This window comes from Kitasatospora sp. NPDC056327, from assembly GCF_042261735.1.
Taxonomy (GTDB): Bacteria; Actinomycetota; Actinomycetes; order Streptomycetales; family Streptomycetaceae; genus Kitasatospora.
Genome location: NZ_JBHJRC010000165.1, coordinates 1 through 18,329 on the forward strand (window position 1 = coordinate 1; position 18,329 = coordinate 18,329).

The 18,329-nt window shown below is 73.3% G+C and carries 11 protein-coding genes; 4 read left to right on the plus strand and 7 right to left on the minus strand.

The genetic code is table 11. The annotated features are described in order from the left end of the window. Positions 1 to 72 precede the first annotated feature (72 nt). A complete protein-coding gene (gene pepN, locus ACFCX4_RS22760; RefSeq protein ID WP_376145210.1) occupies positions 73 to 2,652 on the minus strand; it encodes an aminopeptidase N in 2,580 nt (859 codons plus the stop codon). 137 nt (positions 2,653 to 2,789) lie between these two features. After that, entirely contained in the window at positions 2,790 to 4,520 is a 1,731-nt protein-coding gene (locus ACFCX4_RS22765) for a PQQ-binding-like beta-propeller repeat protein (protein WP_376145212.1), read from the minus strand. Positions 4,521 to 5,046: 526 nt separating this feature from the next. Between ACFCX4_RS22765 and ACFCX4_RS22770 the strand changes: the two genes are divergently transcribed. From ACFCX4_RS22770 to ACFCX4_RS22780, 3 genes are all read left to right on the plus strand, one after another. After that, positions 5,047 to 6,231 (plus strand): ROK family protein, encoded by a 1,185-nt coding sequence (locus ACFCX4_RS22770; RefSeq protein WP_376145214.1) that lies wholly within the window; start codon positions 5,047 to 5,049, stop codon positions 6,229 to 6,231. A 226-nt stretch (positions 6,232 to 6,457) separates the two neighbouring features. Further along, on the plus strand, positions 6,458 to 8,356 hold the full coding sequence (dxs, locus tag ACFCX4_RS22775) for a 1-deoxy-D-xylulose-5-phosphate synthase (protein ID WP_376145216.1): 1,899 nt from the start codon (positions 6,458 to 6,460) through the stop codon (positions 8,354 to 8,356). Between the two features lie 167 nt (positions 8,357 to 8,523). Then, entirely contained in the window at positions 8,524 to 10,065 is a 1,542-nt protein-coding gene (locus tag ACFCX4_RS22780) for an ArnT family glycosyltransferase (protein WP_376145218.1), read from the plus strand. Between the two features lie 166 nt (positions 10,066 to 10,231). Here the strand turns inward: ACFCX4_RS22780 and ACFCX4_RS22785 are convergent, their stop codons facing one another. The 5 genes from ACFCX4_RS22785 to ACFCX4_RS22805 form a co-directional block, all read right to left on the minus strand. Beyond that, a complete protein-coding gene (locus ACFCX4_RS22785; protein ID WP_376145220.1) occupies positions 10,232 to 12,361 on the minus strand; it encodes a 3-hydroxyacyl-CoA dehydrogenase NAD-binding domain-containing protein in 2,130 nt (709 codons plus the stop codon). 2 nt (positions 12,362 to 12,363) lie between these two features. Further along, positions 12,364 to 13,581: a thiolase family protein gene (locus ACFCX4_RS22790; RefSeq protein WP_376145222.1), complete on the minus strand. Its 1,218-nt coding sequence runs from the start codon at positions 13,579 to 13,581 to the stop codon at positions 12,364 to 12,366. A 258-nt stretch (positions 13,582 to 13,839) separates the two neighbouring features. Continuing rightward, positions 13,840 to 15,096 carry an HRDC domain-containing protein gene (locus ACFCX4_RS22795; protein ID WP_376145224.1) on the minus strand — a complete coding sequence of 419 codons (1,257 nt, stop codon included), beginning with the start codon at positions 15,094 to 15,096 and terminating at the stop codon, positions 13,840 to 13,842. Between the two features lie 177 nt (positions 15,097 to 15,273). Further along, the gene (locus ACFCX4_RS22800; protein ID WP_376145226.1) at positions 15,274 to 15,990 is read right to left on the minus strand and encodes a LuxR C-terminal-related transcriptional regulator; all 717 of its coding nucleotides are present in this window, start codon (positions 15,988 to 15,990) and stop codon (positions 15,274 to 15,276) included. A 320-nt stretch (positions 15,991 to 16,310) separates the two neighbouring features. Next, positions 16,311 to 16,973, minus strand: coding sequence for a DUF3000 domain-containing protein (locus ACFCX4_RS22805; protein WP_376145228.1), 663 nt, complete (start codon positions 16,971 to 16,973; stop codon positions 16,311 to 16,313). Positions 16,974 to 17,232: 259 nt separating this feature from the next. On the opposite strand from ACFCX4_RS22805, the gene hemE reads away from it, so the two are divergent. Beyond that, on the plus strand, positions 17,233 to 18,246 hold the full coding sequence (gene hemE, locus ACFCX4_RS22810; protein ID WP_376145229.1) for a uroporphyrinogen decarboxylase: 1,014 nt from the start codon (positions 17,233 to 17,235) through the stop codon (positions 18,244 to 18,246). The last annotated feature ends 83 nt before the right edge of the window (positions 18,247 to 18,329 follow it).

The following is an 18,329-nucleotide window of genomic DNA, read 5'->3' on the forward strand; positions in this document are numbered from 1 at the left end:
GCCGGACCACGTCCGGCGCCCCCTCGGGCGTTCCCCCTCCCCGCGCCGCGGGGAGGGGGAGCACCGGCCGCGTCAGCGGGCCCCGGCGGCCCGGTCGACGGCCTGCGCCTTCAGCGCCCGCTCCACGCCGGCCCGCGACTCGACGACCTGGCGCCGCAGCGCCGGCGCCGGGTCCGCCCCGGCGAGCCAGGCGTCGGTGGCGTCCAGCGTGCCCTGCTCGACGAGCAGCCCCGGGTAGAGGCCGACGATGATCTGCTGCGAGATCTCGTGGCTGCGGGTCTCCCAGACGGCCTTGACCGCCGCGAAGTACTTCTCCGCGTACGGCGCCAGCAGCTCGCGCTGGTCGGCCTGCTGGAAGCCGCCGATCACCGCCGCCTGCACGTAGTTGGTGAGCGTGTCCGACTCCACGACGGACGCCCAGGCCTCCGCCTTCGCCTCGGCCGTCGGCCGGGCGGCCCGGCAGCTGGCCGCGTGCTCCTGGCCGGCCGCGGTGTTGTCGCGGGCCAGCTCGGCGTCGATCGCGGCCCCGTCGGCCCGGCCGGTCGCGGCGAGGCGGCCCAGCAGGGTCCAGCGCAGCTCGGTGTCCACGGCCAGGCCGGGGATCGCGGCGCTGCCGTCCAGCAGCCCGGCGAGCAGCCCGAGCTGACCGTCGGTGCGGGCGACGGCGGCCAGCGCCCGCGCCCAGGAGAGCTGGTGGTCGCTGCCCGGCTCGGCGGCGCGCAGCGCCTGCTCGGCGGCCCCGGCCCAGCGGGCCAGGCCCTCCTCGCGCCAGGCCGGGTCGGCGTAGCCGTCGAGCGCCTGCTTGACCTGGCGCTGCACCGACTGGACGACGCCGATGTCGCTCTCCCGCGGCAGGCCGGAGAGGGCCAGCGTCAGGTAGTCGCGGGCGGCCAGCTCGCCGTCGCGGGTCATGTCCCAGGCGGAGGCCCAGCACAGCGCGCGCGGCAGCGCGTCGGGGAAGCCGCCGAGGTTCTCGGTGACCACGGCCAGGGAGTCCTCGTCCAGGCGCACCTTGGCGTAGGACAGGTCGTCGTCGTTCAGCAGGATCACCGCGGGGCGGTGCCGGCCGACCAGCTCCGGCACCTCGGTGCGCGGGCCGTCGACGTCCAGTTCGATCCGGTCGGTGCGCACCAGCGCGCCGTCGTTCAGCTCGTAGAGGCCGACGGCGATGCGGTGCGGCCGGAGCACGGCCTCGCCCTTGGCGCCGGCCGGCAGCGCCGGGGCGTCCTGCAGCACGGCGAAGGACTCGATCGTGCCGTCCGTGTTCAGGGTCAGCGCGGGCCGCAGCACGTTGATGCCGGCGGTCTCCAGCCAGGCGGCGGACCAGGCCTTGAGGTCGCGCCCGCTGGCCTCCTCCAGCGCGCCGAGCAGGTCGCCGAGCCGGGTGTTGCCCCAGGCGTGCCGCTTGAAGTAGGCGCGCACGCCCTCGAAGAAGGCGTCCTGGCCGACGTAGGCCACCAGCTGCTTGAGCACCGAGGCGCCCTTGGCGTAGGTGATGCCGTCGAAGTTGACCTGGACGTCCTCCAGGTCGTTGATCTCGGCCATGATCGGGTGGGTGGACGGCAGCTGGTCCTGCCGGTACGCCCAGGTCTTCATCTGGTTGGCGAAGGTGGTCCAGGAGTTGGGCCACCGCGAGCCGGGCGCCTCGGCCTGGCAGACCGCCTCGGCGTAGGTGGCGAACGACTCGTTCAGCCAGAGGTCGTTCCACCACTCCATGGTGACGAGGTTGCCGAACCACATGTGGGCGAGCTCGTGCAGGATCGTCGCGGCGCGGGCCTCGTACGCGGCGTCGGTCACCTTGGACCGGAAGACGTACTGGTCGCGGATGGTGACGGCGCCCGCGTTCTCCATCGCGCCGGCGTTGAACTCCGGCACGAACAGCTGGTCGTACTTGGGGAACGGGTAGGGGAAGTCGAACTTCTCCTGGAAGTAGTCGAAGCCCTGCTTGGTGACCTCGAAGATCGCCTCGGCGTCCAGGAACTCGCGCAGCGAGGGCCGGCAGTAGATGCCCAGCGGCACCTTCTGCTCGCCGTTCTCGTAGGCGTCGAAGACCCCGACGTAGGGGCCGGCGATCAGCGCGGTGATGTACGAGGAGATCCGGCCGGTGGGCTCGAAGCGCCAGACGCGGCTGTCCCCCTCGCCCCGGGGCTCGGGGGTGGGCGAGTTGGAGACCACGGTCCAGTCGGCCGGCGCGGTCACGGTGAAGGTGAAGGCGGCCTTGAGGTCCGGCTGCTCGAAGTTCGCGAAGACCCGGCGGGCGTCCGGCACCTCGAACTGGGTGTAGAGGTAGGTCTCGCCGTCGACCGGGTCGACGAACCGGTGCAGGCCCTCGCCGGTGTTGGTGTAGGCGCACTCGGCGACGACGCGCAGCTCGTTCTCGGCGGCGAGGTCCGCGAGCGCGATCCGGCTGTCGGCGAAGCAGGCGTTGTCGAGCCGCTCGCCGTTGAGGACGATCTCCTCGACGCTCGGGGCGACCAGGTCGATGAAGGTGGCCGCGCCCGGGGTGGTGGCGGTGAACCGGACCACGGTGGTGGACCGGAACGTGCCCCCCTCTCGGGCCGAGCCCAGGTCGAGCTCGATGTCGTACGCGTCCACGTGCAGGAGGTCGGCCCGGGTGCGGGCCTCCTCGCGGGTCAGGTTGGTGCCGGGCACTCGCAGGACTCCTTCGTCTGGCTTTTGCCAGGCATCCTGTCATGCCCGCCCGCCGGTTCCGCTGGGCCGTGCCCGGATGCGGCGCGGGCGGGGCGTCCACGGACCGTCGGCCCGTGGACGCCCCGCCCGGGGCGCCGTTACTTCTTGACGTACTTGAACACCGGGGATTCGAAGCTGCCGCGGGAGAACCCGTACAGCGACCCGTCCGAGTTCATGACGAACTCGTTGGTGCTCATGCCGATGTTGAACGCGGAGCTCTTGCCGACGGTGAGGTTGCCGAGCTCGGTCACCGCGCCGTCGGCGGGGGCGAGCGTCACCAGCTTGGCGTCGTTGCCGTAGCCCATGTCCAGGATCGCCCGGACCTTGCCCTCCTTGTCGGTGGCGGAGACCAGCCGCAGACCGTCCTTGGCCTTGCCGTCGGTCGACCAGAGCCGCTTGCCGGTGTTCAGGTCGTACGCGTTGATCGCCGGCTTGCTGGGGTTGGTCTGCACGTACAGGGTGGTGCCGCTGACCACGCTCTGGGTGAAGGCGTCGGCCAGGCCGCTGAGCCGCAGGGTGTCGTAGCCGGGCTCCTTGACGGGCATCTGGGTGCCCGGCTTGTTGGTCTTGTCGAACGGGAGCACGTAGTCGCCGTTCGGACCGCTGGACATCGACACCACCAGGGGCTGGTCGGAGAGCACCTTGTCGACGCGCTCGATGCTGCCGCCGAGCGTGATCGGCGCGGGCGAGGTGACCTTGCCGCTGTCCGTCTCGACGATCACCAGCTGCGACTTGACGGTCGTGTTGAGGCCGTAGCAGCGGTCGGTGACCACGATCTGCGCGCCGGCGGCGGTGCCGTAGACGTTGCAGTCCTTCTCGCGCGGCTGGAAGGACCAGACCGCGGAGCCGTCGGCGACGTTCACCGCGGCGGCCGTGTTGGCGCCGATGCCGACCACCTTGTCGGTGATGGTCAGGGTGGGGGAGCTCATCCGGCTCTGCCCGACCTTGACGGTCCAGGACAGCTTCCCGGTGTTGAGGTCCACGGCGGCGATGGTGGAGCAGTCGCTGTCGCCGGTGTTCAGCGAGATCGCGGCGACGTGCTTGGAGTTGGCGTTGTAGGAGGCGGTGCAGAACTCCTTGGCGCCGGAGGGCACCGGGATGCTCCAGGCCTCCTTGCCGTCGGCGGTGTTGACGGCGCGGATGCCGGTGGTGTCGGCGCGCACCGCGACCTTGTCGGCGCCCCAGATGGCGAGCAGCCGGGTCGAGCCGCTGACCGAGCTGGCGGGCTTGTCGGCCGCCCAGGCCAGGTTGTAGGCCCCGGCCTTGCCGCTGCCACCGCCGCCGGTGGCACCGGTCGACGGCGCCGCGGTGGCCCCGCCGGAGGCGTCCGCGGTGGCCCCGCCGGTGACCTCGCCGGTGGTGCCGCCGGAGGCGGCCGGCGGGTCGTCCTTCTTCTTGTCCTCGTCCGTGAACAGCACGAACAGCGCGGCGACGATGGCGATCGCCAGCACGCCGCCGATGATGCCGCCCCAGACCATCACGGGGTTGCGCTTCGGCGCGGCGGGCACCGGGGCGCCCGGGTAGCCGTAGCCGCCCTGCTGCGGGTAGCCGTACCCGCCGGCGCCGCCGTCCGCGGGCGGTGCGGTGTAACCGTACGGCTGGCCCGCGGCCGGGGCGCCGAACTGCGGCTGGCCCGGGGAAGGGTCGTACGGGCCGACCGGGGCGCCCGGCGGGGGCGGCGTCGGGCCCTGGGCGGGGAAGGCGGGGGCGGTGGGCGCGTAGGCGTACCCGCCCGCGGCCGGTGGCGCGGCGGGCGGCGCGGCCGGGGCCGGCGGCGCGGCCTGGCCGGGGACCGCGGCCCCGTCGAGCTGTGTCTGCTGGTCCGCCACGGCGGCCGGGTCGACGCCGCCCGGCTTGCGTCCGAGCGAGACGCCCCGGTTGTCCGGACCGCTGCCGGGAGCTTCGCCAGCCCCCGGTGTAGGGTGATCCCCTGCCATCTGATGCCCCGTCATGTCTGGAATCGTCCCGGGTCCGGCGCACGTCCGTGACCGGTGGGACGGGTGAGATTGGGCACCATCGTACGGGGGACCGGTTTTCGCACGGGCGCCGGAACCGGCGGCCCCGGTCGGCCGGGCCCCGACCTGCGGTGCTGTCAACCCGCCGATCGGCCGGTCGACCTGGGAAGCAGCCCGGCGCGGCCCCGGCGCCGCGCCGGCCGTCCGCACCGTTCCTCCGCGTTACCTCCCCCGTGCCCTCACCTTCCCCGGGCCCCGGCACCTCTCTCCCGCCCTCCGCCGCCCTCCCCCCGCGTCACGGCGCCCGCCCGGCGCGATCCCCGGGAGAGGCCCTAGGCTTCAGGACTTGAAGAAGGGGACGCCCGGCGGAGGGGTCCCCGCGCCCTTGGGAGGGTGGATCATGTCGACGGACACACCGGGCTCGCAGTCCTCGCTGCACCGGGCCAACCTGGAGCGGGTGCTCCGCGCGGTGCGGATGGCCGGCTCGCTGACCCAGGCCGAGATCGCCCGCGGCACCGGCCTCTCGGCGGCCACCGTGTCCAACATCGTGCGGGAACTGAAGGAGAGCGGCACCGTCGTGGTGGCCGACACCTCCGCCGGCGGCCGCCGTGCCCGCAGCGTCTCGCTCAGCGGGGACGCGGGCATCGTGGTGGGGATCGATTTCGGCCACACCCACCTGCGGGTCGCCGTCGGCAACCTCGCCCACCGGGTGCTCGCCGAGGAGAGCGCCCCGATGGACGTCGACGTCTCCGCCGCGCAGGGCTTCGACCGGGCCGAGGCCCTGGTCGAGCGGCTGCTCGCGGAGGCCGGCTTCCGCCCGGACAAGGTGATCGGCGTGGGCCTCGGCGTCCCCGGCCCGATCGACGTGGAGACCGGCGCGCTGGGCTCCACCGCGATCCTCCCCGGCTGGACCGGGATCGCGCCCGGCCGTGAGCTGGCCGACCGCCTCGGCCTGCCGGTGCACGTCGACAACGACGCCAACCTCGGCGCGCTCGGCGAGCTGGTCTGGGGCGCGGGCCGGGGCCTGAGCGACCTCGCCTACATCAAGGTGGCCAGCGGCGTCGGCGCCGGCCTGGTGGTCAACGGCCAGATCTACCGGGGACCGGGCGGCACCGCGGGCGAGATCGGTCACATCACCCTGGACGAGGCCGGCCCGGTCTGCCGCTGCGGCAACCGCGGCTGTCTGGAGACCTTCGTCGGCTCGCGCTACCTGCTGAACCTGCTCACTCCCACCCTCGGCGGCGGCCTGACCCTGCCCCGGGTGGTCGAGCTGGCCCAGGCGGGCGACCTCGGCTGCCGCCGGGTGATCGCCGACGCGGGCCGGCAGATCGGTACCGGCGTCGCGACCCTGTGCAACCTGCTCAACCCGCGCCGGGTGATCCTCGGCGGCGACCTCGCGGACGCCGGGGAGCTGGTGCTGGCGCCGATCCGGGACTCGGTGGCCCGCTACGCGATCCCCAGCGCGGCCCGCCAGCTGTCGGTGGTCCCCGGCACCCTGGGCGGCCGCGCGGAGGTCCTGGGAGCGCTGGCGCTGGTGATGAGCGAGGCGGGGGACTCCAGCGCCCTCGCCGTCACCCGGCCCTGACCGCCTTGTCCCGGTGCGGCCCGAACCGCACCGAACCGCACCGACACGCCGGTTTTCCGGCTTCACTCGAAAGAGTGACCTCCGAGGTGGCTGGCGCGTACCGGCCCCCGGCACCGGACGCCCCGCCCGGCGTCCGGTAGGCGGACACTAGACTCGACCGGTCGACACCGGGCGGCGACGCCCGTCGGGCCCCCGCGGTCCGCGAACACTGAACGAGGAGGAACGGGTGGCCCTGCTGACCCGCATTCGGGGACCGCGCGATCTCGACCGGCTCACGCCCGGACAGCTGGCCGCGCTGGCCCAGGAGATCCGGACCTTCCTGGTGACGGAGGTCTCCAAGACGGGCGGCCACCTGGGCCCGAACCTCGGCGTGGTGGAACTCACCATCGCGCTGCACCGGGTCTTCGACTCCCCGCGCGACCGCGTCCTCTTCGACACCGGCCACCAGAGCTACGTCCACAAGCTGCTCACCGGCCGCCAGGACTTCTCCGGGCTGCGCACCAAGGGCGGCCTCTCCGGCTACCCGTCCCGCGCCGAGTCCGAGCACGACGTGATCGAGAACTCGCACGCCTCCACCGTCCTCTCCTACGCCGACGGCCTGGCCAAGGCCAACCAGCTGCTGGGCAGCACCGACCCGGTGGTCGCCGTGATCGGCGACGGCGCGCTCACCGGCGGCATGGCCTGGGAGGCCCTGAACAACATCGCCGACGCCAAGGACCGCCCGGTCGTCATCGTCGTCAACGACAACGAGCGCTCCTACTCGCCCACCATCGGCGGCCTGGCCAACCACCTCGCCACCCTGCGCACCACCCAGGGCTACGAGCGCTTCCTGTCCTGGGGCAAGGACGCGCTGCAGCGCACCCCGGTGGTCGGCCAGCAGCTCTTCGAGACCCTGCACGGCGCCAAGAAGGGCCTGAAGGACTTCATCGCCCCGCAGGGCATGTTCGAGGACCTCGGCCTCAAGTACATCGGCCCGATCGACGGCCACGACCTCACCGCCCTGGAGTCCGCGCTCACCAAGGCGCGCGGCTTCGGCGGCCCGGTGATCGTGCACTGCCTCACCGAGAAGGGCCGCGGCTACCACGCCGCCGAGAACAACGACGAGGACCGCTTCCACGCGGTCGGCGTGATCCACCCGGAGACCGGCCTGCCGATCAAGAGCTCGGGCAAGGACTGGACCTCGGTCTTCGCCGAGGAGATGGTGGCGCTCGGCCACGAGCGCGAGGACATCGTCGGCATCACCGCCGCGATGCTCCACCCGGTGGGCCTGGCCCCGTTCGCGGAGGCCTTCCCGGACCGCATCTTCGACGTCGGCATCGCCGAGCAGCACGCCGTCACCAGCGCCGCCGGCCTGGCCACCGGCGGGCTGCACCCGGTCTTCGCGGTCTACGCGACCTTCCTCAACCGCGCCTTCGACCAGGTGCTGATGGACGTCGCCCTGCACCGGCTGGGCGTCACCTTCGTGCTGGACCGCTCCGGCGTCACCGGCAGCGACGGCGCCTCGCACAACGGCATGTGGGACATGTCGATCCTCCAGGTCGTCCCCGGCCTCCGGCTCGCCGCCCCGCGCGACGCCGACCAGGTCCGCGCCCAGCTGCGCGAGGCCGTCGAGGTCAAGGACGCCCCGACCGTGGTCCGCTACTCCAAGGGCTCGGTCGGCCCGGCCGTCCCGGCGGTCGGTACGGTCGGCGGCATGGACGTGCTGCTCGACGGCCCGCGGGCCGAGGAGGGCCGCCGGGCCGACGTGCTGATCGTCTCGGTCGGCGCGCTCGCCCCGATGTGCCTGGAGGTCGCCGGGCTGCTGGCCGCCGAGGGCATCACCAGCACCGTGGTGGACCCGCGCTGGGTCAAGCCGGTCGACCCGGCGCTGCCCGGCCTGGCCGCCGAGCACCGGGTGGTCGTCACGGTCGAGGACAACGGCCGGGTCGGCGGGGTCGGCACGGCGATCGCCCAGGCGCTGCGCGACGCGGACGTGGACCTGCCGCTGCGCGACTTCGGCATTCCGCAGGAGTTCCTGGACCACGCCTCGCGGCCCGAGATCCTCGCCGAGATCGGTCTCACCGCCCCGGACATCGCCCGTCAGGTGACCGCCCTGGTCTCCCGCCTCGGCGTCGCCGTCCACTGACGGTCATCCGTCCGCCGGAGGTCGTCCGTCCACCGAGGACCGCCCGTCCGCGCCCCCGGGGCGGTGTTCGACAGCTTCGTCACCGTCGTACCGGCCGAGGGCTGATAATCGCACCAAAGGCGGGACCGGCGCTGCCCGCGCCGATCCCGCCCGGTAGGTTGTCATCCGTGCCGACCCCCATCCGATCCCGCCTGACCGCTCTCGCCGAGCGCCTGCCCTTGGGGGTACCCCCGGCCGACGGCTGGGAGCGCGTGCGGACCGGCTACTGGTCGCGGCTGGTGCCGCTGCTCGCCCTGGTCGCCCTGCTCACCCACCTGCCCTCCTTCGTCCGCCCGGTCTGGAGCCCCGACGAGGGCTTCCTGGCCACCCAGGCCCGGATGCTCGCCGACGGCGGCGTGCTGTACGACACCGTGGTGGACCGCAAGCCGCCGCTGCTGCCCTGGCTCTACCAGGCCTGCTTCGCGGTCTTCGGTTCCGCCTCGCTCTGGCCGCTGCGCACCCTGGCGGTGGTCGCCCACCTGGTCACCGCGATCCTGCTGGCCTCGCTCGCCCGCGGGCGCTGGGGCAACCGGGCCGGCGTCGGCGCGGGCCTGCTCTACCTGCTGGCCTCGATCGGGCTCTCGCCCGAGGACACCCAGGCGGCGACCTTCGAGGTCTTCATGCTGCCCGCCATGGTGGCCGCCTTCCGGTACGCCGAGCGCCGCCGCTGGCTGGCGGCCGGCATCGCGGTGGCGCTCTGCTCACTGACCAAACAGACCGGCGGCGCGGTGCTGCTCCCGGTGCTCTGGATGCTCTTCCAGGACGCCAGACGGCGCGGCGTCCGGTGGATCCCCGCCCTGCTGAAGATCGGTTTCGGCTTCACCCTGCCGATAGCGCTGGTCGCGGTGATCCTCACCAAGCCCAAGGGCTTCCTGTTCTGGGTGGTCACCGGCAGCGGCGACTACGCGACCTTCGGCGGCGCCTGGCTGCAGATGACCGGCCGGGCGCTCGGCAACTCGGCGATCCTGCTCGGCGCCGGCCTCGGCTTCCTGCTGCCGGTCGGTCGCCGGCTCTGGCTGAAACACCGGCACCGCCCGCTGCCGGTCGCGGGGGAGGAGCACGGCTCCACCACCGACCTGTGGATGTGGCTGCTCTCCTCGGTCGTCGCGGTCAGCGTCGGCTTCCACTTCTTCGGCCACTACTACCTCCAGCTGATCCCCCCGCTGGTGCTGCTGGGCACCGGGGCGATCGCCACCTCGGCCGTCCGCTGGAAGCCCGTCCTGGTGTACACCACGGCCGCCGCGACCTTCTTCTGGGGCCTGGCGCTGGCCTGGCCGGGGGAGCGGCTGGACCGCACCACCGAGGTGGCCACCGCCGTCGCCGCGCAGACCACCCCCAAGGACACCGTGCTGGTCTGGGGCATGCACCCGGAGCTGTACTGGCTCGCCGACCGCAAGCCCGCCACCCGCTACCTCACAGCCGGTTTCCTCACCAACTACAGCGGCGGCAAGGACGGCAACCTCAACGTCGGCGAACAGTTCTCGATGGCCAACGCCTGGCAGACCTTCGACCAGGAGATCGCCAAGGGCCTGCCCGAGGTGGTCGTGGACGACTCCGGCCTCGCGCCGTACCAGCCCGGCATGATCCCGAAGATCGAGAACCTGCTGGAGACCCACTACGAGATGGTCGGCGTCTTCGCCGACACCGTCGTCTACCGCCTCAAGCGCTGACCGCTCAAGCGCCGACCGCCCCGGGGACCGGACGTCCGGAGCACCGCCCCGGCGCGTGCGAACGCCCCCGGTCCTGTGAACGTCCCGGGGACGCACGCAGGCCCCGGGGGCGCACGGAAAGGGCCCCGGTGACCGATCCGGTCACCGGGGCCCTTCGCCGTCCCGCCTAGGCGGGCACGGAGGCCACGCCGGGGGCGAGGAAGCGCTTGCCGTTCACCCGCTCCGAGACGCCCGTACGGTCCAGGTACGGGGTGATCCCGCCGAGGTGGAAGGGCCAGCCCGCGCCGGTGATCATGCAGAGGTCGATGTCCTGCGCCTCGGCGACGACCCCCTCCGCCAGCATCAGGCCGATCTCCTGGGCGACGGCCTCCAGGGCGCGGTCCAGGACCTGCGCCTCGGTCAGCACGGTGTCGCCGAAGGAGAGCAGTTCCAGCACCTCGGGGTCGAGGACCTGCTTGCCGTCCACCCAGGTGTAGAAGCCGCGCTTGCCGGCCGCGACCACCCGGCCGAGGTTCGCGGAGACGGCGAACCGCTCCGGGAAAGCGCCGTGCAGGGTCTCCGAGACGTGCTGGGCGATGGCCGGGCCGACCAGCTCCAGCAGCACGATCGGGGACATCGGCAGGCCGAGCGGCTCGATGCCCTTCTCGACGGTGGCGATCGGGGTGCCCTCGTCGATGATGCGCTGGATCTCGCCCATGAAGCGGGTCAGGATCCGGTTGACCACGAACGCCGGGGCGTCCTTGACCAGCACCGAGGTCTTGCGCAGCTTCTTCGAGACGCCGAAGGCGGTGGCCAGCGAGGCGTCGTCGGTCCGCTCGCCGCGGACGATCTCCAGCAGCGGGAGGATCGCGACCGGGTTGAAGAAGTGGAAGCCGACGACCCGCTCGGGGTGCTTCAGCCGGGAGGCCATCTCGGTGACCGACAGCGAGGAGGTGTTGGTCGCCAGCACACAGGTCGGCGAGACGACGTCCTCCAGGTCCGCGAAGACGGTCTGCTTGACGCCCATCTCCTCGAACACGGCCTCGATCACGAAGTCGGCGTCGCCGAAGGCCGCTGCCCTGTCGAGCGAGCCGGAGACCAGGCCCTTGAGGCGGTTGGCCTTGTCCTGGCCGATCCGGCCCTTGCCGAGCAGCTTGTCGATCTCGCCGTGGACGTGGCCGACGCCCTTGTCGACGCGCTCCTGGTCGATGTCGGTGAGCACCACCGGCACCTCCAGCCGGCGGGCGAACAGCAGCGCCAGCTGCGAGGCCATCAGACCGGCGCCGACGACGCCGACCTTGTTGACCGGGCGGGCCAGCGCCTTGTCCGGCGCGCCGACCGGGCGCTTGGCCCGGCGCTGCACCAGGTTGAAGGCGTAGATGCCGCTGCGCAGCTCGCCGCCCATGATGAGGTCGGCCAGCGCCGCGTCCTCGGCGTCGAAGCCGGCCTGCAGGTCCTCGTCCTTGACCCGGGCGATGATGTCCAGCGCCCGGTACGCGGCCGGGGCCGCCCCGTGCACCTTGGCGTCGGCGACCAGCCGGCCCCAGGCGACGGCGTCGTCCCAGGCCTTGCCGCGGTCGATCTCCTCGCGGGTGACGGTCACGTCGCCCTTGAGCACCCTGGCCGCCCAGAGCAGCGACTGCTCCAGGAAGTCGGCCGGCTCGAAGATCGCGTCGGCGATCCCGAGCTCGAACACGTCCTTGCCCTTGAGCTGCTTGTTCTGCGCCATCGAGTTCTCGATGATCACCTTGACCGCCCTGGCCGGGCCGATCAGGTTCGGCAGGATGCTGCAGCCGCCCCAGCCGGGGACGAGGCCCAGGAAGACCTCGGGCAGCGAGAACGCCGGTACGCCCGACGACACCGTGCGGTAGTCGCAGTGCAGGCCGACCTCGACGCCGCCGCCCATCGCCGCGCCGTTGTAGAAGGCGAAGGTCGGGACGGGCAGCGCGGCGATCCGCTTGAAGACCTCGTGGCCGCCCTTGCCGATGGCCAGCGCGTCCGCGTGCTCCGCGAGCAGCTCGACGCCCTTGAGGTCGGCGCCGACCGCGAAGACGAACGGCTTGCCGGTGATCGCGGCACCGACGACGGTGCCGGCGGCGGCCTCCGCCCCGACCTGGTCCAGCGCCTCGTTCAGCCTGAGCAGCGAGCCCGGGCCGAAGGTGGTCGGCCTGGTGTGGTCGAAGCCGTTGTCCAGCGTGATCAGCGCCAGCCGGCCGGCCTGCAGCGGCAGGTCCAGGTGGCGCACGTGCGCGGTCGTGACGACCTCGCCGGGGAAGAGCTCGGCGCCGCGGGTCAGCAGCTCGGTCGTGGTGCTCATGCTCACTTACCACCCTCGAAGTGCGGGTTCTCCCAGACGATGGTGCCGCCCATGCCGAAGCCGATGCACATCGTGGTGAGGCCGTAGCGGACGTCGGGCCGCTGCTCGAAGCGGCGGGCCAGCTGGTTCATCAGGCGCACGCCGGAGGAGGCCAGCGGGTGGCCGAAGGCGATCGCGCCGCCGTACGGGTTGACCCGCTCGTCGTCGTCCGCGATGCCGTAGTGGTCCAGGAACGCCAGCACCTGGACGGCGAAGGCCTCGTTGATCTCGAACGCGCCGATGTCGTCGATCGTCAGACCGGCCTTGGCCAGCGCCTTCTCGGTGGCCGGCACCGGGCCGATGCCCATCACCTCGGGCTCGACGCCCGCGAAGGCGTACGAGACCAGGCGCATCCGGACCGGGAGGCCGAGCTCCTCGGCCACGTCCTCGGCGGCCAGCAGCGAGGCGGTGGCACCGTCGTTGAGACCGGCCGAGTTGCCGGCGGTGATGTTGCCGTGCGGGCGGAACGGGGTCTTCAGACCGGCCAGGTTCTCCATCGTGGTGCCCGGGCGCATCGGCTCGTCCACGGTGGCCAGGCCCCAGCCGGTCTCGCCGACCTCGGGGTTGGTGTTGCGGACCGAGACCGGCACCAGGCCGGGCTGGATGTCGCCGTTGGCGTACGCCTTGGCGGCCTTCTCCTGCGAGCGCACGGCGTAGGCGTCGCAGCGCTCCTTGGTCAGGTGCGGGAACCGGTCGTGCAGGTTCTCCGCGGTCATGCCCATGAACAGGGCGGACTCGTCGACCAGCTTCTCGGAGACGAAGCGCGGGTTCGGGTCGACGCCCTCGCCCATCGGGTGGCGGCCCATGTGCTCGACGCCGCCGGCCACGACGACGTCGTACGCGCCGAAGGCGATGCCGCCGGCCGTGGTGGTCACGGCGGTCAGCGCGCCGGCGCACATGCGGTCGATCGCGTAGCCGGGGACGGACTTCGGCAGACCGGACAGCAGCGCGGCGGTGCGGCCGATGGTCAGGCCCTGGTCGCCGATCTGCGTGGTGGCCGCGACGGCGACCTCGTCGATGCGCTCGACGGGCAGGTTCGGGTTCCGGCGCACGAGCTCCCGGATGCACTTGACGACCAGGTCGTCGGCGCGCGTCTCGTGGTAGATGCCCTTCGGGCCGGCCTTGCCGAACGGGGTGCGGACGCCATCGACGAAGACGACGTCCCTCACGGTACGAGGCACGGGGGCTCTCCTCCCAGGGACCAACGATTCAAGTGGGCAGGCTGCCGCCAACCGTCGCACGAGGGACGTGAGCGGCGCCGCTCCACGGTCATGCTACCCGTCGGTAACCACCCTGCCCAGGCCCGCCGGGCGGATCTCTGCATGTGTCCCGCACCACTCTGCCCGCCCCGCCCCGCTCCGGGCGGGCGAACGCCGAAGGGGATGCCGCCCGTCCGGGCGACATCCCCTGTGCGCTGCTCCGGCCCCGGGCCGGCCCGCTCAGCCCTGCTGGGCCGGCGCCGCCGTGGCGGCCTCGGCGAAGGCCGCGGCCAGGGCCGGGGCGACCAGGTCGACCTGCCACTGGCGGGCCCCCAGCCGCCGCAGCGCGGCGCCCACCGCGTCCGCGGAGGCGTCGGCCGGCGGCTCCCAGGCGACCCGGCGCACCAGGTCCGGGGTGATCAGGTTCTCGGCCGGCAGGTGGTGGCGCTCGGCCAGCTCGCTCACCGCGGCACGCCCCCCGCTCAGCCGGGCGGCGGCCACCGGGTCCTTCTCGGCCCAGGCGCGCGGCGGCGGCGGGCCGTCGTGCGGCGCGGCGGCCGGCGGCAGCTGGTTCTCCGGCACCTCCCGCCCGCGCTGGACGGCGGCCAGCCACTGCTCCAGCTGGCGCCGGTGCACCCGGGGGCCGAAGCCCTGGACGGCCTGCAGCGCGGCGACGTTCAGCGGCATGGCCAGCGCGGCGTTGACGATCGCGGCGTCCGACAGCACCCGGCCCGGCGAGACGTCCCGCTCCTGCGCCGTCCGGTCGCGGGCCAGCCACAGCTCGCGCACCACGGCGAGCTGGCGGCGCCGGCGGACCTTGTGCAGCTGCGAGGTGCGGCGCCACGGGTCGGTCCGCGGGGCGGGGCGGGGGGCGGCGGCGATCGCCGCGAACTCCTCCAGGGCCCAGCCGAGCTTGCCCTGGGCGTCCAGCTCCTGTTCGAGTGCGTCGCGCAGCTCGACCAGCACCTCGACGTCCAGAGCGGCGTAGCGCAGCCACGGCTCGGGCAGGGGGCGGGTGGACCAGTCGACCGCGGAGTGCTCCTTGGCCAGACTCAGCCCGAGCACGTTCTCGGTCATCGGCCCGAGTCCGACCCGGGCGAAGCCGGCGATCCGCCCGGCCAGCTCGGTGTCGAACAGGCGCCGGGGTCTCATGCCCACCTCGGCCAGGCAGGGCAGGTCCTGGGTCGCGGCGTGCACCACCCATTCGGTGTCCGCGAGGGCGAGGCCCAGCTCGGCGAGGTCGGGACAGGCGATCGGGTCGATCAGCGCGGTGCCGGAGCCCGCGCGGCGCAGCTGGATGAGGTACGCCCGCTGGCCGTAGCGGTAGCCGGAGGCCCGCTCGGCGTCGACGGCGACCGGTCCGGTTCCCGCCGCGAAGGCGGCGACGGTGGCGGCCAGCGCCCGCTCGTCCGCCACGACCGGAGGGATCCCCTCCTTCGGTTCGAGGAGCGGGACCGGGGCTGCTTCTTCTGGGATGGCTGCTACGGCGTCGGTCACCCACCAAGGGTACGACGGACCCCGCGACCGGGAGTGTTGTCGGACTGGTCGGACCGACGCGGGTGCCCGGTCGCCCGTCGTCGGGCGCGGGGCCACCGGATGCCGTCCGGCGGTCCGTCATGGCGCGGCGGCCCCGGAGGAAACGTTCCTCCAGGGCCGCCGCGGCGGCACGCGACCTCAGTGGATGATGCCGGTGCGCAGCGCGACCGCGACCATTCCGGCGCGGTCGCCGGTGCCGAGCTTGCGGGCGATCCGGGCCAGGTGGCTCTTCACGGTCAGCGCCGAGAGGCCCATCGCCACGCCGATCGCCTTGTTCGACTGGCCCTCGGCCACCAGGCGCAGCACCTCCACCTCGCGGCCGGACAGCTCGCGGTACGCGGCCTGCTGCGCACCCGGTGCGCCGTGCGCCCCGGGAGCGCCCGGGGCCCCGGCCGCGCCGGGCATCCCCGGCATCCCGGGCCGCCGCATCCGCCCGGCCAGCCCGCCGGCGCCGAGCGGCAGGCCCGGACGGCCCGGCATGGCGACGTTGGTTCGGGTCCCGGTGACGACGTAGCCCTTCACCCCGCCGGCCAGTGCGCTGCGGACGGCGCCGATGTCGTCGGCGGCGGAGAGTGCCAGCCCGTTGGGCCAGCCGGCGGCACGGGTCTCGGCGAGGATGGTGAGTCCGGAGCCGTCGGGGAGGTGGACGTCGGCGACGCAGATGTCGCGGGGGGTGGAGACCCGGGGACGGGCCTCCGCGATCGAGGACACCTCGATCACGTCCCGGACGCCGAGCGCCCAGAGGTGACGGGTGACGGTGTTGCGGACGCGGGGATCGGCGATGACCACCATGGCGGTGGGCTTGGTCGGGCGGTAGGCGACCACGTTTGCGGGGTGCTCAAGAAGGACCGACACCAGGCCTCCTGCGGGAGTGGCGGACGGAACCCCGAGGGGGCGGTCGGAGTGTTCCGCGTTCGGAAAGGGTCACAGTCTGCTTCGGCAGCATCCGTGCCCGGCTTTAGCGAAAGATCACGATCTAGTGAGTAACAATACGGACAAATCGCGCAGGTGAGTGATGCGACATGTCTGGAATTCGCACAAAATCGATCAGATCCGGCGCAAAGCGGTCGGTTCCGACCACGTTATTGACGCAGAGCCGCCCCGAAGTCACACTCCGTCAGCCTTGGGGGTGGTGGCGCGGCGTCCCCCGGTGACGCCGGGGCGGGCGCCGGTCCTCAGTGCGGGCGCGGACGTCGCCGGGCGGGCATCGGGACCACCCCACCGAGTGACGTGACGTCGGCCGGGGCGTGCGGGGCCGGGGCGGCGGGCGGCAGGCCCGCGCCGATGCACAGCAGGTCCCCCCAGGCCGCCAGGTGCCGCTCGAAGCGGCCGTCGGCCGGCGTCCAGGACGCCCGGATCTCGATCTCGGTGGTCGACGCCCGGTCCGCCAGCCCGCCGAAGTACTGCGAGGCGCTCAGCGACACCGTGCCGGACGGCTCCGCGTATCCGGCGCCGTGCGCCTGCAGCGCGTCCAGCAGCCAGGCCCAGCCGACCTCGGAGAGCAGCGGGTCGCCGGCCATCTCCGGTTCCAGCTCGGCCCGGGTCATGGTGACCACCCGGAAGTCCCCGTTCCAGGCCTCCTGCCCGGCCGGGTCGTGCAGCAGCACCAGCCGGCCGTCGGCCAGCTCCTCGCCGTCCACCTCGACGGCGGCCGTCAGCGCGAAGGAGTAGGGCGCCAGCCGACGGGGCGCCGGGGCGGGGGAGAGGGCCAGTTCGGGGCGCAGCCGGGCGCCGGAGAGCGCCTCCACGGCGGCCCGGAAGCCGCTCGGCGCCGCCCCCCGATCCGTTCCGCCACCTGCTCCGCCACCCTGTGCGGGGTGCCCTCCGACCGCTGCCATGACCCGAAGACTAGGTCGAAAACCCGGGTAATCGCCGCAACTTCTTCCCGCGCGGCGCGCCGGAGCGGCAATCCGGCCAGATCTTGGAGGAACCGACGAGACCACCGGGGCGGACGGGTCCGGGGCGCGTGCGAAGATTTGGGGCGTGAGCGAGACGACGGCAGACACCACGGCAGCCACCCCGGCAGTCCCCCCGACCGGCGCCACCCCCGGTCAGCAGCCCGACGCGCGCCGCGGCGCCGCGTACGACTCGGCGTTCCTGCGCGCCTGCCGGCACGAGCCGGTACCGCACACCCCGGTGTGGTTCATGCGCCAGGCCGGCCGCTCGCTGCCCGAGTACCTCAAGGTCCGCGAGGGCATCCCCATGCTGGAGTCCTGCATGCGGCCCGAGCTGGTCAAGGAGATCACCCTCCAGCCGGTGCGCCGGCACAGGGTCGACGCGGCGATCTTCTTCAGCGACATCGTGGTGCCGCTGAAGGCGATCGGCATCGACGTCGACATCAAGCCCGGCATCGGCCCGGTCATCGCCGACCCGATCCGCACCGCCGAGGACCTCCGCCGGCTGCGCCCGCTGGAGCCGGACGACGTCCCCTACATCACCGAGGCCGTCGGCCTGCTCGTCGACGAGCTCGGCCCGACCCCGCTGATCGGCTTCGCCGGCGCGCCCTACACCCTCGCCAGCTACCTGGTCGAGGGCGGCCCGTCCAAGAACCACGAGAACACCAAGGCCATGATGTACGGCGCGCCCGAGCTGTGGGCCGCCCTGGTCGACCGGCTGGCCGACATCACCGCCGCCTTCCTCAAGGTGCAGATCGAGGCCGGCGCCTCGGCGGTCCAGCTGTTCGACTCCTGGGTCGGCGCGCTGGCCCCGGACGACTACCGCCGCTCGGTCATGCCCGCCAGCACCAAGGTGTTCGACGCGGTGGCCGGCTACGGCGTGCCGCGGATCCACTTCGGCGTGGGCACCGGTGAGCTGCTCGGCCTGATGGGAGAGGCCGGCGCGGACGTGGTCGGCGTCGACTGGCGGGTGCCGCTGAACGTCGCCGCCGAGCGGGTCGGCCCCGGCAAGGCCCTCCAGGGCAACCTCGACCCGGCCGTGCTGTTCGCACCGACCGCTGCCGTCGAGACCAAGGCCCGCGAGGTGCTGGACGCCGCCCGGTCGCTCGGTACCAGCGGCCACGTCTTCAACCTCGGCCACGGTGTGCTGCCCAGCATGGACCCGGACGCGCTCACCCGGCTGGTCTCCTTCGTGCACGAGACCAGCGCCCGCTGACCCACCGCGTGGCGGCGGGCCGTCCCCCGGGGAAGCCGGGGCGGCCCGCCGCCCGCGCTCCGGGGGCAGGGCGACCACCCGGC